The sequence below is a fragment of the Ruegeria sp. CDSB029 genome, from assembly GCF_059611125.1.
The window spans coordinates 34,026-57,558 of record NZ_JBXWOX010000007.1 but is presented as its reverse complement, the minus strand read 5'-3'; the positions used below and the strand labels follow the sequence as shown (position 1 = coordinate 57,558).

The following is a 23,533-nucleotide window of genomic DNA, read 5'->3' as shown; positions in this document are numbered from 1 at the left end:
GATGGTAGCAATTCGTGTGATCCGCGAAGACGGGGCTGATCCGGCCATCGCTTTGCCGTCTTATGAAACGACCGGAGCGGCGGGGGCGGACGTCCGGGCAAACCTGCCCGATGGCGCGCCTATCACGCTGGCGGCGGGACAACGCGCCTTGGTCCCCACGGGGTTACGGATCGAGATCCCAAACGGGTACGAGGTGCAGGTTCGACCCCGGTCTGGCCTTGCGCTGAAACACGGGATTACCCTGCCTAATACGCCCGGCACGATCGACAGTGACTATCGCGGCCCGCTGGGGGTGATTCTGCTGAACGCCGGTCAGGAAAGTTTTGAGATTGCGCATGGTGAACGCATCGCGCAACTGGTCGTCGCCCCAGTCGTGCAGGCTGCGTTTGAACCCGTTGAGGTGCTCAGCGACACAGATCGCGGCGCAGGCGGTTTTGGCTCGACTGGACGCGGTTGATGCTTCTAGTTCTGATCCTTGCCGGTGCTCTATGGGGCATTGGGTACGTAGCGGGGGTGTCCCGAACTGCTCGCTCCGTGTCGGTCAGCGTTTTGCTGATCGGAGTACTTGTTATCCAAGTGACGTTGCCGGGTGGGCACCCGCTGCGCGAGGCAACCGGCGGGTCTGCGGCATTGTGGTTGATCCTGGGGGGCGCAGCGGTTTTGGTATTGAGCTATGGCAAGGTGCTCAAAACGCTGCGCAACCGTGCCGCGCCACAGCCAGCCGAGGAAACCGCGATGCAGTCTGACAAGTTCTCTGAGACCGAGTTGGAGCGGTATGCCCGCCACATCGTCCTGCGCGAACTGGGCGGGCCGGGGCAGAAAAAGATGAAACAGGCCCGTGTGCTGGTGATCGGCGCGGGCGGTCTTGGTGCGCCTGCATTGCAGTATCTTGCGGCGGCTGGGGTGGGCACCATCGGCGTGATCGACGACGATATTGTTGAAAACGCCAATCTGCAGCGGCAGGTGATCCATCGCGACGCCGATATCGGGATGCCTAAAGTTTTCTCGGCCCAGCAGGCCATGCAGGCCCAGAACCCAAACGTCGTTGTCCTGCCTTACCATCGCCGCCTGACCGATGAAATCGCAGCGGACCTGTTCGACGATTTTGACCTGATCCTCGACGGGACCGACAATTTCGACACACGCTATTTGGCCAATCGCACTGCGGTGGCGCTGGGTAAACCGCTGATTTCGGGTGCTCTGTCACAATGGGAAGGCCAACTGAGCGTCTTTGACCCGGCCAACGGTGCCCCGTGTTATCAGTGTATCTTCCCCGAGGCCCCGGCTCCTGGCTTGGCCCCATCTTGTGCCGAGGCCGGTGTCATTGGCCCGTTGCCCGGCGTGGTGGGCTCGATGATGGCGGTTGAGGCGATCAAAGTAATCACGGGCGCCGGGCAGGCGCTGCGCGCCGAAATGCTGATCTATGACGCGCTTTATGGCGAAAGCCGCAAGATCACACTGACCCGACGCTCAGATTGCCCCATCTGCCGAGCAGAAGACGCGTAGGGCAATCGTCGCGCCAGCATTGCAGTAGAATTTCGATGTATTGCAGGCACGGCCTCTGGACCATTCCACCCCGCCTCCCTAGCTTGACCAGCAAAGGAGATCCGCATGACCAATCCGATCCTGTCCGACTGGACCACCCCATTTGAAATCGCGCCATTCGCCCGGATTTCGGATGACGATTTCGCTCCTGCTTTGGAACAGGCGATGGCAGCCCATAACGCGCAGATCTACGCGATTGCAAACAACCCCGAACCGGCCAGTTTTGCCAATACAATCGAGGCACTTGAAGCGGCCGGAGAGCAGATGGACAAGGTTTTGTCTGTCTTTTTTACTGTTGCTGGGGCTGACAGCAACCCGGCGCGGGAAGAGCTGCAGCGTGCATTTTCGCCCAAACTGTCGGCGCATTTTTCAGGGATTTCTTCGAACAAAGCACTGTTTCAGCGGGTCGCGGACCTGTGGGCGCGCAAGGATCAGTTGAAGCTGACCGACGAACAAGCCCGCGTTCTGATGTTAACGCATCGTGGTTTCGTGCGTGCAGGTGCCGCATTGGATGGCGACGATGACACCCGCATGCAGGAGATCAAGTCGCGCCTTGCCTCGCTGGGGACTTCGTTCACCCAAAATCTTCTGGCGGACGAACGGGAATGGTCAATGGACATGTCCGAAGATGATTTGGAAGGGTTACCGGAATTCGTTGTGGATACGGCGCGGGCCGCTGGGGATGAGAAGGGGGCTGATGGACCTGTCGTCACTCTATCCCGGTCGCTGATCGTTCCGTTTCTGCAATTCTCTCCCCGCCGGGATTTGCGAGCGAAAGCCTACCGCGCCTGGACAGCACGCGGGGCCAATGGCGGTGAAACGGACAACCGCGAGATTGCTGCCGAGATCCTGAGCCTACGCGAAGAGCGGGCCAAGCTTTTGGGCTATTCCAGTTTCGCGGACTACAAGTTGGAAACCGAAATGGCTCGAACGCCAGACCGTGTTAGCGATCTATTGATGCAGGTTTGGGAACCGGCAAAAAAGCGGGCGGACGCGGATGCAGAAATCCTGACCACCATGATGCAGGAGGATGGCGTGAATGGCCCGCTCGAGGCTTGGGACTGGCGCTACTACGCCGAAAAACGCCGCAAGGCCGAACATGATTTGGATGAGGCAGCGCTGAAACCTTACCTGCAGCTTGATCGCATGATCGAGGCTGCCTTTGCCTGTGCCAACAGGCTATTCGGGTTAGAGTTCACCACGCTGGACGTGCCGCTTTATCACCCTGATTGCAGGGCTTGGGACGTGACGCGCGACGGGCAGCATATTGCGGTTTTCATTGGCGATTACTTTGCGCGTGGGTCCAAGCGCTCGGGCGCATGGTGCAGCGCCATGCGGGGTCAGGCAAAGTTCCCCAAGGAACAGGCCCCAATCGTAATCAACGTCTGCAATTTCGCCAAAGGTGACCCCGCGCTGCTGTCGTATGACGATGCGCGCACGCTGTTCCACGAGTTTGGCCATGCCTTACATCAGATGTTGTCCAACGTGACCTACGAAAGCATCTCGGGTACTAGCGTTGCACGTGATTTCGTAGAACTTCCCAGTCAGCTCTATGAACACTGGCTGGAGGTACCCGAGGTCCTGGCGGAATTTGCGACCCATGCTGAAACCGGTGAGCCGATGCCTCAAGACATGCTGGACAAGGTATTGAAGGCGGCGAATTTCGATCAAGGGTTCCAGACCGTGGAATACGTGGCCTCGGCACTGGTTGATCTCGCATTCCATGATGGCGCAGCACCATCTGACCCGATGGCAAAACAGGTCGAGGTACTGGCCGATATCGGAATGCCAAAAGCCATTGGTATGCGCCATGCGACACCGCATTTTGCGCATGTCTTCGCGGGCGACGGCTATAGTTCTGGCTACTACAGCTACATGTGGTCCGAGGTCATGGATGCAGACGCATTTGCTGCATTCGAAGAAGCTGGCGGAGCCTTTGATGCGGAACGGGCAAAGGCCCTTGAGGACAATATTTTATCCACAGGCGGGTCCCGCGAAGCCGAAGACCTGTATCTTGCGTTCCGCGGACGTTTGCCAGGGGTCGAAGCGCTGTTGAAAGGCCGTGGGCTAGTTGCGGCCTGACCGGATCAGTAGCCCAGATGGCGGTCAACGAGGTGCAGGAAGGGCTTTCCTTCCTCGCCTCGGATAATGTTCTCACAGATCACCTGAGCTGCGGTCGCCGGGCGGGTTTCGGACGCGATATGCGGCGTGACCGTCACGTTGGGATGCGCCCAGTAGGGGTGCTCTGACGGCAGGGGTTCCACGCGAAACACGTCTAGCGTGGCGTGGCTAACGTGCCCCGAATCCAGCGCGGCCAGCAGTGCATCGTCGTCGATCAATGGTCCGCGCCCGGGGTTGATGATCCGCGCGCCCTTGGGCAGCAAGGCCAGAGTGTCCGCATTCAGTGCATTCACCGTCGCCGGGGTATCGGGCAACAATAGAACCACGATCTCGGCACTAGATAAAGCGGTACGCAAGCCGTCAGTGCCGTGCAGGCAGGTCACGCCGGGGATGTCCTTTGCGGTTCTGCTCCAACCCGTGACTTTGAAATTCAGCGCGGCCAGCGCCGTTGCGGCGGCTTCTCCTAATGCACCAAGGCCCAGCACACACACATCCCGCTCGCTGGCAAGCGGCGGGGCGTCAGGTGTCCAGACACCGTCCTGCACCGTGATGTAGCGGTCCATGCCCAGATGATAGCGCAGCACCTGACCGACGACCCATTCCGTCATGCCGTGCTTTAGCCCGTGGTCAACCATCCTGGCCAACGGCACGGTCAGCGTTTCGTTGCCCGCGATTTTTTCAACACCGGCCCAAAGGCTCAGAACCGCCTTCAATCGTGTGTAGGGTGAAAAATCCAACAACCCGCTTGTTGGTGCATAAACGACGTAGTCGACCTGGTCAGGCTCAAACTCAGTTGCCAGACGGAAGTCCAGATTGGCCTGCGACAGCCCTTTTGTAAGTAGAGGTTCATACACGGGCCATTGTTCTGGGCGCGCGGAAAACAGGACGTTTACGGGCATGATGGGCCTTTCAATTCAGCGGGGGCGGTGAATATGCGCGCTTTGAACAATGCCGAAGGCAGCCATCAGAACCAGCATGGCGGACCCGCCGTAGCTGACCATCGGCAGGGGTACGCCCACAACCGGCGCAAGGCCCATGACCATGGACATATTGACCGCAAAGAACAGGAAGAAGTTGAGCGCAACGCCCAAGGTGACCAGGGATGAGAACCGGTCCTTTGTCGCCAAAGCCGTGACCATACAAAAGATAATAATCAGGGCGTAAAGGGTCAGCAAAGTGATGCCTCCGACAAACCCGAATTCCTCGGCCAGCGTGGTAAAGATGAAGTCCGTGTGCTTTTCGGGCAGGAAGTTCAGGCGCGACTGTGTCCCTTGCATGAACCCGCGCCCGTTCCAGCCGCCTGACCCCAGCGCGATTTTCGACTGGGTAATGTGATAGCCTGCACCCAGCGGATCGGTGGAGGGATCAAGGAAGGTATCTATTCGGCGGAACTGGTAATCCTTGAGCAACTGCCACTCGGTGCCCCGGCTGTTGAACACGGTGGCAATTAGGCCGACCACCGCCGCGATAACGGCGGCGAAATAAGCCCAGTGCACACCAGCCAGGAACATCAGTCCCCCGCCCGCCGCCAACAACAGGATCGAGGTGCCCAGATCGGGTTGTTTTAGGACCATTGCCGTAGGGATCAGGATCAGGATGACCGGTATAAGCACCCAGAGCGGTCGCGATGTCTTATGAGACGGCAACCAATCGTAGTAGGCAGCCAGAACCATGACCAACGCAATCTTCATGACTTCGGAAGGCTGGAGCCTCATGAAACCAAGGTCGATCCAACGCTGCGCACCCATGCCGATGGTGCCAAAGAGTTCCACAAATATCAGCAGAACGATCGAGCCGAGATAGGCCAAAACGGACATGTTGCGCCAGAACCAGATCGGTACCAACGCGATGATGAACATAACGGTCAGTCCCAGTCCAAACCGCTCAATCTGGGGTTCGGCCCAGGGCATCCAGGACCCGCCCGCGACCGAATACAGCATCAGGAATCCGGCGCTGGCGACGCTGATCAGCAACAAAGTCAGCGGCCAGTTCATATAGAGGAATTTGCGAAACCCTGTTGGCGTGGATTTGACGGCGTACTCAAGATAGCTCATGCGCGGTCCTTTTCATCAGGTCGCGCTTTGGGGCGGCGGTCGCCCTCAAGCCGTTTTTGTTGTTCCTTGATGCGGTCACGATCTGCAACCGGATAAGCCTCGAGCGGCGGGGTGCCGTTGTACAGAGCCTGCAGCATGATATCCCGCGCGACCGGGGCCGCTGCCTTGGATCCGCCACCGCCGTGTTCCACCACCACTGCCACGGCGTACTTCGGATTGTCGTACGGCGCATAGCTGACGAACAGCGCGTGGTCGCGCCGTTCCCACGGCAGGTCTTCGTTGCGGATTACGCCAGCCGCGCGTTCGGCCTTGGTGATGTTGCGCACCTGGCTGGTCCCTGTCTTACCGGCCATGCGGAATTCATCATTGATGATGCGGCTGCGATAGGCGGTGCCAGCCCTGTCGTTTGAGACCGAGAACATCGCTTTGCGCACCTGATTCAGGTTGTACGGATTGACGTCCAGCGGCTCACCTGCTCCTGACGGTTCCTCGACGCCATTGACGGACCGCACCAAACGCGGCCTCACGGCCCGGCCTGTGGCGATCCTTGCCGTCATGACCGCAAGCTGTAGGGGCGAGGCCAGCATGAACCCTTGGCCGATCGAGGCATTCGCCGTGTCGCCTACCAGCCAGCCTTCACCATGGACCCGCTCTTTCCATTCCTGATTGGGGGCCAAACCGGCAGCGACAGCTGACATCGGGATGTCGTGCTTGACGCCCAGTCCGAACTTGCGCGCCATTTCAGAGATTTTGTCGATGCCGGTACGCACCGCGACATCGTAATAGTAGACGTCGCAGCTGCGCTTTAGCGACAAATTGAGATCCACTGTCCCATGCCCGCCGCGCTTCCAGCAGTGGAAGCGGCGGCTACCGACCTTCAGGTGGCCGGGGCAATAGACGGTGTTGCCGGGGCCAACAACTCCGGCCTCAAGTGCGGCAAGCGCAGTGATCATCTTGAAGGTCGAACCCGGCGGGTAGGTGCCCTGAACCGTCTTGTTGGCCAGCGGGCGGTAGTTATCTTCAGTCAATGCCCGGTAGTCCGCGACCGATATCCCGCGCACGAATAGGTTCGGGTCGAAACTGGGTGCAGAACTGATGGCCCGGATATCCCCGGTTTCGCAGTCGATGACGACTGCAGCCGCGCTTTCATCGGCCAGGCGCGCCTGGGCGTATTGCTGCAGGTCCGCATCAACGGACAATTGCAGATCGGCCCCGGCCTCGCCTTCTTGCCGGTCAAGCTCGCGCATGATGCGACCGGTGGCGTTGACCTCGACACGTTTTGCGCCAGCTTTTCCGCGCAGGCTGATTTCCTGTTTGGACTCCAGACCGACCTTGCCGATCTGGAACCGGGGGATACGCAGCACCGGTTCGGGATCTTCGATCAGGCTGAGATCATAGTCACTGACCGGCCCGACGTAACCAACGACATGAGCAAAATCCTCGTAGCGGGGATACTGACGGGCCATGCCCACCTCAGGCGTAACGCCGGGCAGGGCGGGCGCATTGACAGCGACCTTGGAGATATCCTCCCACGTGACCTGATCGGCCAGTGTGACTGGCAGGAACGGGGCAGAGCGGCGCATCTCAGTCTTGGCGCGGTCGATCTCTTCCTGAGTTAGCGGAATAAGCTCTGAAAGTTTGGCGATGACTTTGTCGACGTCGCCCGCATCTTCGCGGACCATAACAATACGATAGGACTGCGTGTTTTGTCCGATGATCTGGCCGTTGCGGTCATAGATGCGCCCGCGCGTTGGCGGGATCAGACGAATGTTGATCCGGTTTTCTTCAGCCAGCAGACGGTACTCGTCAGCCTGATCCACTTGCATAAAGCGCATTCGCGCTGCCAGGCCGCCGATAAACGCAGTCTGCAACCCACCCAGGATCAACGCGCGGCGCGGCAGGCGTTTATAGGCCAATCCTTGCGCTTTGGGATTGCGTTGTTTCATGCCCTGGCCCCTCTTGTGCCGGGGTCCGACACTGACACGCGCCGAACGCCAAGCACATTCTGGCTGAGAAGTACGACGAGAGGATAAACCGCAATTGTCAGAACCACTTGTATCACCACAGGACCCAAAGCTGCTTGCTGTACCGATAGAATAGCAAGAATGACACGGTTCAATATGAAAATTCCCGCGATCACCACAGCGGCCGTTGTCCATTCAGCCATAAACCCGGCGTCGCGCATTCCGGGCGCGGCCGAGCGCAGATACGACGATCCCAAAACCACAAGTGCTGCCAGCAGGCCCGGAGGCCGTTGCAGCAGCAAATCGGCCATCAGCATCACCGCAGCAACCAGAAAAATGGGAACATATTCCGGTCGGCGAAGTACCCAGGCGAACGTTAACGCAATAAGCATGTCCGGAAACGGCCAGCGATCCGGCTGCGTGTCCAACGGCAGAAGATGCAGGAACATGATCAGCAATGCCAGAAACACGTACAAACTGCGTTTAAGCCAAAGATGAGAGGTTTGCCTATCCATCGCCGACCTCCGGCGGGGTCAGGGCGGCCTCGGGCTGCCGTGGACCCACGATGCCGCCAGGATCCGAGATCACCGGGGCCAAGTGGAAGCGTAGAACGCGAAGGAATTCAAGCCGTTCGAAATCAGCGGACAGGCGCACACGCAAACGCCCGCCGGGGTCCTCGGTGATCTGCCCGATCAGCAACCCTCCGGGGAACACGCCACCATCGCCCGAGGTTACAACGCGGTCGCCAGGGCGTACCAGTTCGCGGTTTTCCAGAAACTCCACCGATGGGGATTGCGTGTTGTCGCCGGTGATCAGGGCGGTTTGGCCAGACGGTTGAATTGTGGCCGGAATTGCGCTGGAAGCATCTGTCATCAGGATAACACGCGCGGTGTCGGGGCCAACGCCCGAGATACGCCCGACGACGCCAATCCCGTCCATGGTGGCCCAGCCGTCCCTGATCCCGTCTCTCTCACCCACGTTCAGGAGGACCGACTGGCGGAAGGGCGAGCCGCTATCGGCCATGACCACCCCGGTGATATAGGTCAGGCGCGGATCAAGACGTACATTGTTCAGGTCCAGAAGCCGGGCATTTTCCTGCTCCAGCTGCAACGCGGCCTCTTTCCAGGCGCGCATGATGCGCAATTCGCTGCGCAATTCTTGGTTCTGATCGCTCAGTCGTTGATAACTTTGGAAATCGCGCACCAGATTGACGGCGGCGGTGACAGGAACCATAGCCCATTCCATCGACGGCACAACACTGTCCACGACCTGTGCGCGAAACCGTTCCACGCGCGGGCTGTCGATCCGCCAGATCAGAAAGATTCCCAGCAGACACAGCACAACAATCCCCAGCAGCAGGCGGCGCAAGGGGGTTGTGTATTCATCGCGCTGTGATCGGTCTTTTGCCACAGGACTCCTTCCCGTGCTGCTCGTGCCGAATTTACCCTATGTGGTAAAGGGTGCGCGCCTTAGCTTTCGTAGTCAATCGCGTGGCGCAGTTGTTTTTCGTATTCCAGCGCCTTGCCGGTGCCCAAAGCCACACAATTCAGGCTTTCGTCGGCAATTGACACGGCCAGGCCAGTCTGCTCGCGCAAGGCAAGGTCGAGATCGCCCAGCAACGCGCCACCGCCGGTCAGCATCACGCCCCGGTCCACGATGTCCGCCGCCAGATCAGGCGGGGTGGTTTCCAGAGCGGTCATCACCGCCTCGCAAATCTGCTGGACAGGCTCAGACAGCGCCTCGGCCACCTGGGCCTGGCTGATCTCGATTTCCTTGGGCACACCATTCAGCAGGTCGCGTCCGCGAATGTGCATCGACTGGCCGCGGCCGTCGTCGGGCATGCGCGCAGTGCCGATGGTGGTCTTGATCCGCTCGGCCGTGGATTCACCAACCAGCAGGTTCTGCTGACGGCGCAGGTACGAGATGATGGCCTCGTCCATCCGGTCGCCGCCAACACGGACCGAGCGCGCGTAAACGATGTCACCCAGCGACAAAACGGCCACCTCGGTTGTACCACCACCAATATCGACGACCATGTTGCCGGTCGGGTCGGTGATGGGCATACCTGCACCAATCGCGGCTGCAATAGGTTCGGCAATCAGACCGGCGCGGCGGGCGCCTGCGGACAGGACCGACTGACGGATCGCGCGTTTTTCAACGGGTGTCGCGCCATGAGGGACGCAGACAATGATTTTGGGTTTCGAGAAGGTAGACCGCTTGTGCACTTTGCGGATGAAGTGCTTGATCATTTCCTCGGCGGTATCAAAGTCGGCAATCACGCCTTCGCGCATGGGGCGTATGGCTTCGATCGAACCGGGGGTCCGGCCCAGCATCAGTTTGGCGTCTTCACCAACGGCCAGAACCTTTTTTACGCCGTCCTTGACGTGATACGCCACCACGGAGGGTTCAGACAGGATAACACCGCGACCCTTGACGTAAACCAGCGTGTTCGCTGTACCAAGGTCGATAGCCATGTCCGCTGTGAACAGGCCGCCCAGATTGCCAAAGATCCCCATATTTTTCCCTGATCCTGTATGTCAGTTTTCTACTGCCCGCGACTCGACGGTTCCGGGACGGATGACTTATAGGGTGCCAACTCGCCCGGTAAAAGGGCTGATTCCGCGACAATCAGCACCTTTCCGCCTTAATTGCAGGGACTTTAGAAGGCATCATGCTCTCATATCAACATATTTACCACGCAGGTAACCTTGCGGACGTCCATAAGCACGCAATTTTGGCAGAAACGCTGGCCTATCTGACCCAAAAGGACAAACCGCTAAGCTACATCGAAACCCATTCGGGGCGGGGGTTGTACCAGTTGGACTCGGATCAGGCCGTTCAGACCGGTGAAGCAGCTGCGGGAATTGAACGTGCGTTGACCGAAGGCTGGTTTGACGCCGATCATCCCCTGAGCAGGGCCATCGCCGCTGTGCATGATCGGCATGGCAAAACGGCGTATCCGGGGTCGCCGCTGATCGCGGCGAATCTTTTGCGCCCGCAGGACAAGATGCACCTTGCTGAATTGCATCCGCAGGAATACCGCGCGCTGTCTGACGCCATGATCACGACCGGTGCCCGGACCTATCAGCAGGATGGCTTTGAACTGGCCCAGTCCCTGCTGCCGCCAACGCCGCGCCGTGGCGTTTTGCTGATTGATCCAAGTTATGAGGTCAAATCCGATTATGACAGGCTGCCCGGCATCGTGGCTTCGCTGAATCGGAAATGGAACGTGGGTGTGATCGCGTTATGGTATCCGATACTGGCCAATGGGCGGCATCAGGCCATGCGCGACGCTTTGACAAAACGGGATTTCCCTAAGGTTCTACACGACGAGGTCCACTTTCCGGCCGCACGCGAAGGGCATGGTATGGTTGGATCGGGAATGTTTGTTGTGAACGCGCCCTATGGTCTGAACGAGTGCGCCAAAACGCTGGACGGCCTGTTTGGCAAACTGCGCGGATGAGCAATCAGTGATCACATGTGATTTTCCAAAAGTAGGCCTCGCAGGTATAAAATCTGCTGTGACAGCAATGGGCTTTCAGGAAAAACCTTTTTTTCAACGCCGGGACCTTGATTTCTGGCGATGATCTCGTAAATAGACTGTCACATGTGACAACAAATGGGAATCGGTTTGCTTCGATGGACTTCCTAAGCCGCCATATCAGTGACTTTCATCTGAATTACTGGGAAACCTTGATTGACGATTGGTTCTTCGTCTTCGCCATGGCCTTTCTGGCCTTCGAATTGATCCGATACGCAGTCGTCAAAAAACTGAACTGGCAGATGATGGGTGACACCGTCACCAATTTCATCACGCTCGTTTTCTTCATCGGTATCAGCTTTGTTCTGTTGGCTGGTTTCTATATCGGTGCCTATGTCTGGGCTTCGCAATTTGCGGTGTTCAATATTCCGACAACATGGGCTTCGTTCATCATCGTGCTGATCCTTGCAGACCTGGCCTATTACTGGGAGCATCGGATTCTGCACCGGATCAACTTCCTCTGGGCAACGCATTCGGTTCACCATAGCTCTCCCTTCTTCAATATATCAGTGGCTTATCGCCATGGTCCGTTGGATGGCTTTTGGCCGTTGTTTTTCCACTTGCCGCTTGTGCTGTTGGGGTTCAACCCATTCATGGTGCTGGTCGCGGAACTGTTGGTGCAACTGTATCAGACGGCCCTGCATACCGAAGTTATCAAAAAGCTGTGGCGCCCGATTGAATACATCTTCAACACGCCGTCGCATCACCGCGTTCACCATGGATCAAACCCGAAATACCTGGACAAGAACTATGCCGGGATTCTGATCATCTGGGACCGTATGTTCGGAACGTTCGAGGACGAAAAGGAAGAGGTGGTCTACGGCCTCGTCAAACCGATCGACTCGATCAATCCCTTCGTCGCCTTCTTTCACGGCTTTGCCCGCCTGTTCAAGGATGTCCGGAACATGCCGGGGTTCGGCAATAAGCTGGGTGTTTTCTTCGGACCTCCGGGCTGGCAGCCAAAGAACGGTCGTAAACAGAGTAAACCCGCTAAGTAAGGCGTAGGAGCGCAAAAGATGCCAAGCAACACACAACGCATCGTGGCGGCCATCGTAACGGCAGGTCTGTTCGTCGGAGGCGCCTGGGTCGCCTCTGGTTTCACCACAGATATTGACCAAGCAGCGGCTTCCACCACAGGTACCTCGCAAGACAAGGGTCTGACCGTCAATCTGCACGGTGCGCGCAGCACCAAGGGCAACGTGATTGTCATGGCTTTTGACCAGGCGACGGCGTTCGACAACATGGATTACACCAAAGCCGCCGGTTATCTTGAGGCACCAGCGTCCGGGGACCCGCTCCGTTTCGACTTTCCCGACCTCGACAATGTGTATTTCGCTGTTATCGCGTTTCACGATGAAAACGGGGATTACGATCTGAACTATGACGCGAACTACATACCAACCGAAGGGTATGCAGTATCGGGGCTGAACGATCTCAACGACACGCCGGTGTATGACTACTCGTTGATCGGGACAGAGAAGCCAGCAGATCTGACCTTGTTCTATTGGCCGTAAAGCGGCTGGAGATATTTGAGAAGGGGCGGTCGACAATCGACCGCCCCTTTTTTGTTCAAGTAAGATCTTTGTAGCTGATTTCTCGGGTATCTGCGCCCGGACCCGCCTTTTGACGGCGCACGATCAGGCGGTTCAGCGCGTGGATATACGCCTTGGCCGAGGCCACGACAGTATCGGTGTTGGCGGATTGGCCGGTTGCGATCATGCCGTCCTCTTCCAGACGCACCGATACCGTGGCTTGCGCGTCTGTGCCTTCGGTCACGGCGTGCACCTGATAAAGCTGCAGGTGCGCCGTATTCGGATGCACAACGCGAATGGCGCGGAATGCTGCGTCGACCGGGCCGTCGCCTTGTTCAGTGGCGATGATTTCCTTGCCGCCCACTTCCATTTCGATAGTGGCTTCGGCTTTGCCGACGGTTCCGCAGGTAACCTTCATTGAAACCAGTTGCAGGTGATCGTTGCCGCCGTCATCATCCAGCGTCATCAACGCGATCAGATCGTCGTCGAACACTTCTTTCTTACGGTCGGCCAGTTCCTTGAACCGAACGAAAATGTCCTTGAGCTGGTTGTCACCAACCTCATAACCCAGCGTGTTCAGCTTATCACGCAGCGCCGCACGGCCCGAGTGCTTGCCCAGCGGCAAAGACGTGCCGGACAGACCGATGTCTTCAGGGCGCATGATCTCAAAGTTTTCGCGGTTCTTCAGCATGCCGTCCTGATGGATACCGCTTTCATGCGCGAAGGCGTTCTTTCCGACGATGGCCTTGTTGAACTGCACGTTGAAGCCCGACACCGTCGCGACCCGGCGCGAGATATGCATGATCTTGGTCGTGTCGACGCCCGTACTCCAAGGCATGATGTCATTGCGGGTGCGCAGGGCCATCACCACCTCTTCCAGCGCGGTATTACCGGCACGTTCGCCAAGGCCGTTAATGGTACATTCAATCTGCCGTGCACCACCCGCAACTGCAGCCAGCGAGTTAGCGGTCGCCAGGCCAAGATCGTTGTGGCAGTGGGTGGCAAAGACCACCTCATCCGCGCCCGGAACTGTTTCGATCAGACGTTTGATCAGATCGGCGGATTCCATCGGTGCCGTATAGCCGACTGTATCAGGGATGTTGATCGTCGTTGCGCCAGCCTTGATCGCAATCTCGATCACGCGGCACAGATAATCCCATTCGGTCCGCGTCGCATCCATCGGTGACCACTGCACGTTTTCGCACAGATTGCGCGCATGGCTCACGGTTTCGTGGATTTTGTCGGCCATCTCGTCCTGTGTCAGGTTCGGGATGGCACGGTGCAGCGGCGAGGTGCCGATGAAGGTGTGGATGCGGCTTTTACCTGCATGTTTCACAGCTTCCCAACACCGGTCGATATCGGCGAAATTGGCGCGGGCCAGACCGCAGATACGGCTGTTCTTTGACCGTTCGGCAATTTCGGACACGGCCTTGAAATCACCTTCGGAGGCGATGGGGAACCCGGCCTCGATGATATCGACGCCCATGTCGTCCAACAGCTCGGCAATCTCCAGCTTTTCCGAATGGGTCATAGTTGCGCCGGGGCTTTGCTCTCCGTCGCGCAGGGTTGTGTCAAAGATCAAGACGCGGTCTTGGTCGGTCACGTTGGTCATGGGATTCTCTTTCTTCTTCTGTCCTAAAGCCTATGGCGCGCGGGCGTCCTCCTCTGAGCGGGCGCGCCGGATGGCACGCTCAGAGGCGGATTAGGATCAGTAGGCCACGCAGAGACGCACCGCGAAGGGCGGTGTCGGCAATCAGGATATCTGCGCGGTTGATCATGGGGTTGAGGTTATACATCGCGCGGCGGGAATGAAAAGAACGAATTTTCCTCCGGCATATGAAGAGATTTCTTTTTTCCCACATGTGTTGATCACGCATTGCCGACGGCTAGTTCAACCCGCATGGAAACAGCACTTATCATCGGCGCCTCGGGTGGGATCGGAGGTGCAATTGCCAACCGGCTTCGGCAACAGTCGGTCGACGTCACCACATTGTCCCGGTCACAGGACGGATTTGATTTGACCGACCCCGAGATCGTAGATCGGACGCTGGCGGGCGTTTCCGGTCCGTTCGACCTGATCCTGGTCGCGGCTGGCGCTCTTGAGGTTAATGGTGCCACCCCCGAGAAAACCATCAGACTGCTATCCGCTCCGGCGATGATGGATCAGTTCGCGCTGAATGCGGTCGGACCTGCGTTAGTTCTAGCGCATGCCGCGCGCTTGCTGCCGCGCGACCGGCGCGCCGTCTTCGCCGTGTTGTCTGCGCGAGTGGGGTCGATTGGTGACAACCGGCTTGGTGGATGGATCAGTTATCGGACGTCCAAGGCGGCGCTGAACCAGATTGTCCGCACATCCGCGATCGAGCTTGCCCGGAGCCATAAACAGGCGATCTGTGTCGCCTTGCACCCCGGTACGGTCACGACAGCATTCACCCGGAAATATGTTGGGCGGCACCCTGCGGTTACGCCTGATGAGGCCGCCCGGAACCTGCTATCCGTATCAGCCGCGTTAAATGCGGCTGATACGGGTGGTTTTTTTGACTGGGCGGGAAAGCCAGTGCCCTGGTAGATTGATTACCCGTCAGAGGCGGATGTATCAGGCTCGGTTTCGGTATCCGTCGCGTCGGGCGCGCTTACGTTCTCACTGGGTAGGACGCCGTTTTCCCAAACGCCGGTTTCTTCCAGGCCATTGGCATAACGCATCGTGCCATTGCCGTGGCGTTTGTTATCCAGAAAGGTGCCTTCGTACACGTCGCCGGTGGCATAGGTTGCCACACCCTGACCACTGATTTTGCCTTCGGCCCAGCCGCCGGTATAGCTGAATCCGCGTGGGGTTTTTATAGTTCCCTCGCCGTGACGCTGACCGTCTTGGAAATCGCCTTCATAGGACGTTCCGTCCGGAAATGTCGCCTTGCCTTTGCCCTGACGCGCGCCATCTACCCAGTCGCCTTCGTAGCGATACCCGTTTGCGAATGTCAGAACGCCCGTGCCATGGCTCAGGCCATTCTTGAACTGTCCCTGGTAAACAACACCGTTGGGATACGTGGCCTTGCCGTTGCCCTCAAAGATGCCAGCCGTCCATTCGCCGTCATAGACGGTGCCATCCGGATAAGTCTGAACGCCTTTGCCATGCGGCAGATCTGCGCTGAAATCACCAGTATAGGTCGCGCCATCAGGATAGGTGACCTCACCCAGTCCTTCGATCTGGCCGTCCACCCATTCGCCGGTGTAATCAAACCCGTCGGTCCCAAGAAAGCGTCCTTTTCCGTGGCGGCGGTCATCGGCATATTCGCCCTCATAAGTCGCACCGTTGGCATAGGTGGCCTTGCCATTGCCCTGACGGCGGCCATCAACCAGATCGCCCTCGTAAAGGTCGCCATTGGCCTGCAACAAGCGGCCCTTGCCGGTCATGCGGTCCTGAGACCAATCACCGGTATATGTCATGCCATCCGGAACGGTCAGAGTACCCTGGCCATCGCGCAATCCGTTGTTGATTTGCCCTTCATAGACGCTGCCTTGCGTCGAGGTGATCTTGCCCTCGCCGTGCTTGACGCCATCCTTCCAGTCGCCATCGTAGACGTAACCGCTGGGGTCGGTCAGAACGCCTTTGCCGTGATAGCGCGCGTCGCTGAAGCTGCCCTCGTATCGGACGCCGTTGGTGTATATTGCAACTCCGGTCCCGTTGATGGACCCTTCGGCCCATTCCCCCTCATAGCTGCCTCCGTCGGGGTAGATGATCTTGCCCTGCCCCTCGGGTTGCCCCTTCGCGAACATCCCCTCGTAGACCGAGCCGTTGACATAGCGCGCTATGCCTTTGCCCTGAATTTCGCCTTCGACCCATTCGCCGACATATTCGAACCCGTTTGGCAGGCGGTAAGTGCCTTCGCCGTGGCGCAGGCCGTTCAGGAATGTGCCCTCGTACACGCCGCCAACATCATCATCCGCAACGATGACCTGCCCGTCCTGCGCAAAGGCGGATGCGGCCAGCAAAGCCATCGCCGTGGCGGCCAAAGAAATGCGGATAGCGTTCATGGTTTTTCCTGCCTTGCCCGGTTGTCACGTTTTAAAGCAAAACTAAGATACCCGTGCGGACAGAGCAACGTGTTTTGCCGCATTTGACTTTCACTCGCGGTGCGATCTGCTAAATGGCATTAGGACTGACGAGGGCAAGAGGGCAGCATGGCCAACCGTTTCCGCATTACTCTGGCACAACTCAATCCCGTTGTTGGGGACATCCAAGGCAATTTGGACAAAGCGCTTGCGGCGTGGGAGCAGGGGCGCGAAGCTGGTGCCGACCTTGTGGCTTTCCCCGAAATGTTCATTACCGGTTACAACACGCAGGATTTGGTGATGAAGCCGGTGTTCCATCAAGCGGCCATGGCGGCGGTTCAGTCGCTGGCTGCACAATGTGCCGATGGCCCTGCCATTGCAATTGGTGGTCCGTGGACGGAAGACGGCAAGCTTTTTAATGCCTACCTGATCCTCAAGGGCGGTCGCATCGGCAGCAAGGTGCTGAAACATCACCTGCCGAATGAAACCGTGTTCGACGAAGTTCGCCTTTACGACGCGGGCCCGTTGGGGGGGCCGTACTCGGTTGGTAACTCGCGGATCGGTAGCCCGATCTGCGAAGACAGTTGGCACCCGGATGTCTCGGAAACACTGGAAGAGACCGGGGCCGAGTTTCTGCTGATCCCCAATGGCTCACCTTACTTCCGCAACAAATATGATGTGCGCCTCAATCACATGGTCGCCCGTGTGGTCGAGACCGGCTTGCCGCTGATCTACCTGAACATGGTGGGCGGTCAGGACGATCAGGTTTTTGATGGCGCGACTTTCGGCCTTAACCCGGGCGGAGAACTGGCCTTTCGAATGCCGGTCTTTGATGAGGCCGTAACACATGTCGATCTGGAACACGGTGATGAGGGCTGGCGTATTGTGCCTGCTGAAGTTGTGCCGCAGCCGGACGAATGGGAGCAGGACTATCGTGCCATGGTCCAATCCCTGCGCGATTACATGGGCAAGACCGGGTTCAAAAAGGCGTTGTTGGGGCTGTCGGGTGGAGTGGACTCGGCGTTGGTCGCGGCAATTGCCGTTGACGCAATCGGTGCGGAAAACGTCCGTTGCGTGATGCTGCCGTCGGAATACACCAGCCAGGCCTCGCTGGATGACGCCGAAGCCGTCGCCAAGGCGCTGGGTGTGCATTACGACCATGTTCCGATCTCGGATAGTCGGGCGGCGGTGACAGACACTCTGGCCCCGTTGTTTGTGGGCCGCGAGGCGGATTTGACCGAGGAAAACGTCCAATCCCGCCTGCGCGGTTTGCTGCTGATGGCGATCTCGAACAAGTTTGGCGAAATGCTGCTGACCACGGGCAACAAGTCCGAGGTGGCTGTGGGTTACGCGACCATCTATGGCGACATGAATGGCGGCTATAACCCGATCAAGGATCTGTATAAAACGCGCGTGTTCGAAACATGCCGCTGGCGCAATGCCAATCACCGTGACTGGATAATGGGCCCCGAAGGTGAGGTGATCCGACCGTCGGTCATTGATAAACCCCCCAGTGCTGAGCTGCGCGAAGACCAGAAAGACAGCGACAGCCTGCCGGACTACCCGGAACTGGACGCGATCCTGGAAATCCTGGTCGACCGCGATGGCTCGATCGCTGATTGCGAAGCAGCAGGATTCGAGGCAGATGTCGCCCGCCGCGTAGAGCATCTGATCTATATCAGCGAATATAAGCGGTTTCAGTCCGCACCAGGTACGCGCTTGACCAAGCGAGCCTTCTGGCTGGACCGCAGATACCCGATTGTGAATCGTTGGCGTGACCGGTCTTGAGCTGAAACCACGCGTATTTTTTTAAGTCTCCGATCGTTTCCAAAAAAGGGTGCTTGAGGGCACGCTTTTATTCATTGTCCCTGTGGTGGGGACAGTGCATATCTAGATTCGGCTTAGGCCGTTTAACACGCTTGAAATCAGGACATTTTTCTGACACATTTTAGCTTAATTGCCGCCTCATGTGGGGCAGATGCGGCGCATTCTTAAGTGTCTCGATGTTTATGATCGAGGTTTGTTTGTTACGCATCGTGAATTGCGTGTCTGTGTTAACGATTTGGTGTGAAAATGCGTGAGCAATACGATAGACCACTCCACTCGCCGCTTCCGTGGCGTTCGATGGAATCTGAGGGTCATGAAATAGACGAAGATCAGGTCGATTCTGCCATTGCCGACCTCTTGGGGGCTGAGACGCCGCCAGATCAGAAAACGGCACCAGGGCAATCAGTGGCTTTTTCGATTCTTCCTGAACTGCTTTCACAAGAAAGCATGTCCGAAGACTCTGCCGACAACGATGCTGGGCTTACAGCCACATTGCGTCAGAAATGGGCGGAACTCTGCGGCGCTGCTTGACGGCCCGAGCCCGCTGAACTGAACAGTGCCAGAGATCATTCTGGCACTATAACCACAGCTTCTGAAAATTGTGATCGGCGCGTCAGGCGACATGTTGCCTATTGTCTGATACCGCGCATTCATTGCGGTCCGAGCAATGAAGTAAGAGCGGCGGATGCCCGGTCCAAAACCAACTCCTGTAGAACCCGATCTGCATCTGCCCAAGTCTGTTGACGTTGTGGTCATAGGCGGCGGAATCATCGGCGCATCAACGGCTTTAGAGCTGACAGAACGGGGCGCGTCGGTTTTGCTGTGCGAAAAAGGCCATATCGCGGGCGAACAAAGTTCGCGAAACTGGGGATGGGTGCGATTGGGGCTGCGAGACCCCCGGGAAATCCCGCTCATGTTAGAGGCGCAGCAGATCTGGCAGGGCCTGGATCAACGCACCGGGCGCCAAACCGGTTTTACGCGTTCCGGCATCCTTTTTGGTGCATCGGGGAAACGGGATCATGCAAATCTTGGACGCTGGATGCGCCATGTTGAAGGTTTGCAAACTGGCGCTCAGATGGTTTCGGGTGCTGAACTGGATAGCTTACTGCCCGACAATCAATCGGGCCTGAAAGTTGCCCTGCACATGCCAAGGGATGGACGAGCTGAGCCGCAATGGGCCGCCCCTGCGATCGCTGAAGGCGCACGTGACAAAGGGGCGTGCCTGATGACCAACTGCGCTGTGCGCAACGTGGATGTTGAGAACGGTCATGTCTCGGGTGTGTTTACTGAGCGTGGTCGGGTGGCCTGTGCGCGAGTGGTTCTGGCCGGGGGTGCATGGTCGCGCCTTTTTGCGGGAAATGCGGGGATTGACCTGCCACAGCTTAAGGTTCTCAACACGGTCTTACGCACATCCCCGGTGGATGGGCCGGAAACGGCAATATGGTCAGATGACTTTGCGATGCGAAAAAGGGCCGATGGCGGCTATACAATTGCGTCCGGGCACGAGAACACCGTGGATATTGTCCCGGACAGTTTTCGGCTTGCAATGCAGTTTGTTCCGGCGTTCCGGCAGGAGTGGCGATCCCTGCGGTTCAGGCTTTCCAAGCGCTGGGCGGCAGAGGCGGGCGAGGACCGATCATGGTTGCACACCGACGTCACGCCATTCGAACATTGCCGGGTGCTAGATCCTGAGCCCTCTGTCAAGGTCCTGAGGCAGACATGGGCACGCGCGCGCAAAGGGTTCCCGGTATTGGAGCAGGCAGAGATCATTCAAAGCTGGGCAGGTTTGATCGACGTCACCCCGGACGCCATTCCGGTGATATCCTCGGTCGATACCATGCCGGGAATGTTTGTCGCCACGGGGTTTTCAGGTCATGGATTTGGGATCGGCCCCGGAGCGGGGCGTTTAATGGCTGATCTGGTTGGTGAAACCACGCCATGCGTTGATCCGACCGCCTTTCGCCTGTCCCGATTTACGGATGGTTCAAAGGTGCGGCCGGACCCGGGATACTAGGGTACTATCCCATCATCTGATAGCTGACCGGCACAAAGCGGAACCCTTCGCCACGGGGTTCAACGAAGCCAGCCGCCGGGAATGGCATGTGATAGCCGATCATCGGAACTTTGTCGGCGGCCAGCATGCCCAGCACGTCGCGGCGCGACGCCGTGGCTGCGGCCTTATCCATGTCAAAGCGAACCTCCCACTCGGGGTGGGCAAAGGACCAGACGTAGTGGTTGGCCAGATCGGCCGTCAGAACCAGACGCTGCCCATTGCTTTCCAGATGATAGACCGTATGACCAGGCGTATGGCCATAAGCTGCAACAGCAGTGATGCCCGACGAGACTTCACCGCCATTTTCAACAAAGGTCATCTTCTCGGCCAATGGCGTGACCTTGGCAGCGACCAGATCCCCGACACGATTGCCTGCGTCCTGCGCCGCCCAGAAGTCATATTCCGGAGAGGAGGTAACATAGCGCGCGTTCGGGAATGTCGGCGCGTCATTTGTTGTCATGCCGCCGATATGGTCGGGATGCATATGGGTGATGACGACGACATTGATCTGATCCGGGGTAACACCCGCATCAGCCAGTGCCGCTTGAATACCACCTTGGCCCAGCCCTGTGTCGAACAAGACCAACTCCGACCCGGTATTGACCAAAGTCGGGGTAAAGAAGAATTGCGCGACATCTGGTGAGATGAAATTGTCTGCTGAGACCTTTGCAAAGTCTTCATCAGATGCCCCGCCGCCAAATATCTCTTGCGCTCCGTCACGGGGCAGGCTGCCGTCCAGCAACGTCGTGACGGTGAAATCGCCTAAAGTGAACGATTTGGCGATGGTAGAATTTGCCTTGGTCTCGGCTCCGGCTGCCAGAACCGGTGCGGCGGCTGCGGCAAAAGGTAAAGCTGCCGCTGATCCCAGTGCTGCGCGGCGTGTCAATTTGATGGTCATGTTGGTTCTCCCTGTCAGAACACCAATAGGTGAATTAGATCGGCGCGAGTCTCTTGCCAGTGTATACCCTTTTCAAATGGGCTGCGTGGATGAACATTACGTGTTAATTTTTGTTTATGGCGCGATCTGGGAATAAAACTGCCCCCACAGGGCAAAGCGTCGAGGGCTTTTTGGCGGCTGTTCAACCGGCGAAGAAGGCAGATGATGCCCGGGCGTTGGATGCCCTCTTTCGGCACGCGACCGGGTTTGAACCCGTTATGTGGGGGGCGTCGATTGTGGGCTATGGTCGTTACCATTATCGCTACAAGTCCGGGCGTGAAGGAGAGTTTCTGGCAACCGGGTTTTCCCCGCGCAAAACGGCTCTGTCGATCTACATCATGCCCGGCTACGCGGATTTCGGGGATATTCTATCCAGACTGGGTAAACACAAGCTGGGCAAGTCCTGTCTCTATGTGAACAAGCTGGCGGATATTAACACGAATGTTCTGTCTGAACTGATCTGCGCCGGGCTAAAGGACTTGAATCAGCACTGGCCGGTCCAGCCGACCTGAACGCCTTTGCTGGACAATCGACCAATCCTGTGACATGAGCCGCGCCAACAGGAGACACCTATGACAACCACCCGTTTTGCCCCGTCGCCCACCGGTTACATCCACGTGGGCAACCTGCGCACCGCCCTGATGAACTATCTGATCGCACGCAAGGCCGGCGGTACGTTCATCCTGCGCATCGATGACACCGATCCTGAGCGGTCGAAGGAAGAATATGTCGATGCGATCAAGCAGGATATGGAGTGGCTGGGCCTGCACTGGGACCGGGTTGAGCGTCAGTCGGATCGTCTGGACCGTTATGCCGAAGCCGCAGACAAGTTGCGCGAGATGGGCCGGTTCTATGAGGCATTCGAGACGCCGACCGAGCTGGACCTCAAGCGTAAGAAGCAACTGAACATGGGCAAGCCGCCGGTCTATGACCGCGCGGCGCTGAACCTCAGTGATGCCGAGAAAGAAGCGCTGCGGGCCGAGCGTGGCAGCGGCGTCTGGCGCTTCAAGCTGGATCACGAGCGGATCGAGTGGAATGACGGCATTCTGGGCGACATCTCGATCGATGCGGCATCCGTGTCCGATCCGGTTCTGATCCGTGGCGACGGTCAGGTTCTCTACACGATTGCGTCGGTGGTGGATGACACCGAAATGGGCGTCACCGATGTGGTGCGTGGCTCGGACCATGTGACCAACACCGCGACCCAGATTCAGATCATCGAGGCGCTGGGCGGCACCTGCCCGCGTTTTGCGCACCATTCGCTGTTGACCGGTCCGCAAGGAGAGGCCCTGTCAAAACGGTTGGGCACGCTGGCCCTGCGTGATCTGCGTGAACAGGGCGTGCAGCCGATGGCGTTGCTGAGTCTGATGGCGCGTCTTGGATCGTCTGATCCGGTTGAGCTGCGCTCGGACATGGCAGAACTGATCGAAGGATTCGATGTGAACCGCTTTGGCGCTGCCCCGACCAAGTTCGATGTGCAAGACCTGTTCCCGCTGACGGCAAAGCATTTGCAGTCCCTGCCTTTGGCCGACGTGGCCGAGGCTGTGGCTGATGCTGGTGTTCCTGCCGATCTGGCCGAACCCTTCTGGGCGATGGCGCGCGAGAACATCACCACTTTGGCTGATCTCAAGGGCTGGTGGGAGCTGTGCCGCGACGGAGCAGAGCCGCTGATCGCGGATGAGGATCGTGACTTTATCGCAGAGGCGATGACCTTGCTGCCCGAAGGTCCGTTCGATGGCGAAACCTGGGGCAAATGGACCAGCACGGTAAAAGAAGCGACCGGCCGTAAGGGCAAGGGCCTGTTTATGCCGTTGCGCAAGGCCCTGACCGGCATGGAGCGCGGGCCTGAGATGGCCACTCTGTTGCCACTGCTGCAGGTAATCCGCGCAAAAGCTTGAGCGTATTAGAGAGA

Annotated in this window: 21 protein-coding genes; 12 read left to right on the top strand and 9 right to left on the bottom strand. The window is 58.1% G+C overall.

All coding sequences use genetic code 11. The features are described 5' to 3' along the window. Window position 1: 1 nt before the first annotated feature. The 3 genes from dut (at window position 2) to AC2FI8_RS10335 (ending at window position 3,627) form a co-directional block, all read left to right on the top strand. Complete coding sequence (dut, locus tag AC2FI8_RS10345) at window positions 2-457, top strand: dUTP diphosphatase (protein WP_496767453.1); 456 nt, start codon at window positions 2-4, stop codon at window positions 455-457. Further along, window positions 457-1,506, top strand: a complete 1,050-nt coding sequence (locus AC2FI8_RS10340; RefSeq protein WP_496767451.1) for a HesA/MoeB/ThiF family protein — start codon at window positions 457-459, stop codon at window positions 1,504-1,506. Before dut ends, AC2FI8_RS10340 begins: the two co-directional genes overlap by 1 nt. Before the next feature lie 105 nt (window positions 1,507-1,611). Further along, entirely contained in the window at window positions 1,612-3,627 is a 2,016-nt protein-coding gene (locus tag AC2FI8_RS10335) for a M3 family metallopeptidase (protein ID WP_496778889.1), read from the top strand. Window positions 3,628-3,632: 5 nt separating this feature from the next. On the opposite strand, the gene AC2FI8_RS10330 is transcribed toward AC2FI8_RS10335, so the two are convergent. From AC2FI8_RS10330 to AC2FI8_RS10305, 6 genes are read right to left on the bottom strand one after another with little or no spacing between them, the layout of a single operon-like run. Then, the gene (locus AC2FI8_RS10330) at window positions 3,633-4,565 is read right to left on the bottom strand and encodes a 2-hydroxyacid dehydrogenase (RefSeq protein ID WP_496778887.1); all 933 of its coding nucleotides are present in this window, start codon (window positions 4,563-4,565) and stop codon (window positions 3,633-3,635) included. A gap of 15 nt (window positions 4,566-4,580) precedes the next feature. Further along, on the bottom strand, window positions 4,581-5,720 hold the full coding sequence (rodA, locus tag AC2FI8_RS10325; protein WP_058273483.1) for a rod shape-determining protein RodA: 1,140 nt from the start codon (window positions 5,718-5,720) through the stop codon (window positions 4,581-4,583). Continuing rightward, entirely contained in the window at window positions 5,717-7,666 is a 1,950-nt protein-coding gene (gene mrdA, locus AC2FI8_RS10320; RefSeq protein ID WP_496778885.1) for a penicillin-binding protein 2, read from the bottom strand. Before mrdA ends, rodA begins: the two co-directional genes overlap by 4 nt. After that, complete coding sequence (locus AC2FI8_RS10315; RefSeq protein WP_496778884.1) at window positions 7,663-8,199, bottom strand: rod shape-determining protein MreD; 537 nt, start codon at window positions 8,197-8,199, stop codon at window positions 7,663-7,665. The genes mrdA and AC2FI8_RS10315 overlap by 4 nt, the downstream gene beginning before the upstream one ends. Beyond that, on the bottom strand, window positions 8,192-9,094 hold the full coding sequence (gene mreC, locus AC2FI8_RS10310) for a rod shape-determining protein MreC (RefSeq protein WP_108860807.1): 903 nt from the start codon (window positions 9,092-9,094) through the stop codon (window positions 8,192-8,194). The genes AC2FI8_RS10315 and mreC overlap by 8 nt, the downstream gene beginning before the upstream one ends. Before the next feature lie 59 nt (window positions 9,095-9,153). Next, window positions 9,154-10,200, bottom strand: a complete 1,047-nt coding sequence (locus AC2FI8_RS10305; RefSeq protein ID WP_039523195.1) for a rod shape-determining protein — start codon at window positions 10,198-10,200, stop codon at window positions 9,154-9,156. Between the two features lie 155 nt (window positions 10,201-10,355). Between AC2FI8_RS10305 and AC2FI8_RS10300 the strand changes: the two genes are divergently transcribed. The 3 genes from AC2FI8_RS10300 to AC2FI8_RS10290 all read left to right on the top strand — a co-directional run bounded on the left by AC2FI8_RS10300 (window position 10,356) and on the right by AC2FI8_RS10290 (window position 12,739). Beyond that, window positions 10,356-11,147, top strand: a complete 792-nt coding sequence (locus AC2FI8_RS10300; protein WP_496767441.1) for a 23S rRNA (adenine(2030)-N(6))-methyltransferase RlmJ — start codon at window positions 10,356-10,358, stop codon at window positions 11,145-11,147. A gap of 176 nt (window positions 11,148-11,323) precedes the next feature. Then, window positions 11,324-12,223 (top strand): sterol desaturase family protein, encoded by a 900-nt coding sequence (locus AC2FI8_RS10295; RefSeq protein ID WP_496767438.1) that lies wholly within the window; start codon window positions 11,324-11,326, stop codon window positions 12,221-12,223. Window positions 12,224-12,241: 18 nt separating this feature from the next. Beyond that, entirely contained in the window at window positions 12,242-12,739 is a 498-nt protein-coding gene (locus AC2FI8_RS10290; RefSeq protein WP_496767436.1) for a DUF2141 domain-containing protein, read from the top strand. Between the two features lie 55 nt (window positions 12,740-12,794). On the opposite strand, the gene AC2FI8_RS10285 is transcribed toward AC2FI8_RS10290, so the two are convergent. Then, window positions 12,795-14,369: a 2-isopropylmalate synthase gene (locus AC2FI8_RS10285; protein WP_496778882.1), complete on the bottom strand. Its 1,575-nt coding sequence runs from the start codon at window positions 14,367-14,369 to the stop codon at window positions 12,795-12,797. A gap of 288 nt (window positions 14,370-14,657) precedes the next feature. On the opposite strand from AC2FI8_RS10285, the gene AC2FI8_RS10280 reads away from it, so the two are divergent. Then, window positions 14,658-15,323 (top strand): SDR family NAD(P)-dependent oxidoreductase, encoded by a 666-nt coding sequence (locus tag AC2FI8_RS10280; protein WP_496725879.1) that lies wholly within the window; start codon window positions 14,658-14,660, stop codon window positions 15,321-15,323. A gap of 5 nt (window positions 15,324-15,328) precedes the next feature. Here the strand turns inward: AC2FI8_RS10280 and AC2FI8_RS10275 are convergent, their stop codons facing one another. Continuing rightward, window positions 15,329-16,786, bottom strand: coding sequence for a 2-isopropylmalate synthase (locus AC2FI8_RS10275; protein ID WP_496778880.1), 1,458 nt, complete (start codon window positions 16,784-16,786; stop codon window positions 15,329-15,331). A 147-nt stretch (window positions 16,787-16,933) separates the two neighbouring features. On the opposite strand from AC2FI8_RS10275, the gene AC2FI8_RS10270 reads away from it, so the two are divergent. The 3 genes from AC2FI8_RS10270 to AC2FI8_RS10260 all read left to right on the top strand — a co-directional run bounded on the left by AC2FI8_RS10270 (window position 16,934) and on the right by AC2FI8_RS10260 (window position 20,645). Next, window positions 16,934-18,592 carry an NAD+ synthase gene (locus AC2FI8_RS10270; protein WP_496778878.1) on the top strand — a complete coding sequence of 553 codons (1,659 nt, stop codon included), beginning with the start codon at window positions 16,934-16,936 and terminating at the stop codon, window positions 18,590-18,592. 336 nt (window positions 18,593-18,928) lie between these two features. Continuing rightward, entirely contained in the window at window positions 18,929-19,162 is a 234-nt protein-coding gene (locus tag AC2FI8_RS10265; protein ID WP_496778876.1) for a hypothetical protein, read from the top strand. A 154-nt stretch (window positions 19,163-19,316) separates the two neighbouring features. Next, on the top strand, window positions 19,317-20,645 hold the full coding sequence (locus AC2FI8_RS10260; protein ID WP_496778874.1) for an NAD(P)/FAD-dependent oxidoreductase: 1,329 nt from the start codon (window positions 19,317-19,319) through the stop codon (window positions 20,643-20,645). Between the two features lie 4 nt (window positions 20,646-20,649). On the opposite strand, the gene AC2FI8_RS10255 is transcribed toward AC2FI8_RS10260, so the two are convergent. Further along, complete coding sequence (locus AC2FI8_RS10255) at window positions 20,650-21,582, bottom strand: MBL fold metallo-hydrolase (RefSeq protein ID WP_496767422.1); 933 nt, start codon at window positions 21,580-21,582, stop codon at window positions 20,650-20,652. A gap of 116 nt (window positions 21,583-21,698) precedes the next feature. Between AC2FI8_RS10255 and AC2FI8_RS10250 the strand changes: the two genes are divergently transcribed. Both AC2FI8_RS10250 and gltX read left to right on the top strand, forming a co-directional pair. After that, window positions 21,699-22,133 (top strand): DUF1801 domain-containing protein, encoded by a 435-nt coding sequence (locus AC2FI8_RS10250; RefSeq protein WP_496725885.1) that lies wholly within the window; start codon window positions 21,699-21,701, stop codon window positions 22,131-22,133. 60 nt (window positions 22,134-22,193) lie between these two features. Next, the gene (gene gltX / locus AC2FI8_RS10245; RefSeq protein ID WP_496778873.1) at window positions 22,194-23,519 is read left to right on the top strand and encodes a glutamate--tRNA ligase; all 1,326 of its coding nucleotides are present in this window, start codon (window positions 22,194-22,196) and stop codon (window positions 23,517-23,519) included. Window positions 23,520-23,533: the final 14 nt, after the last annotated feature.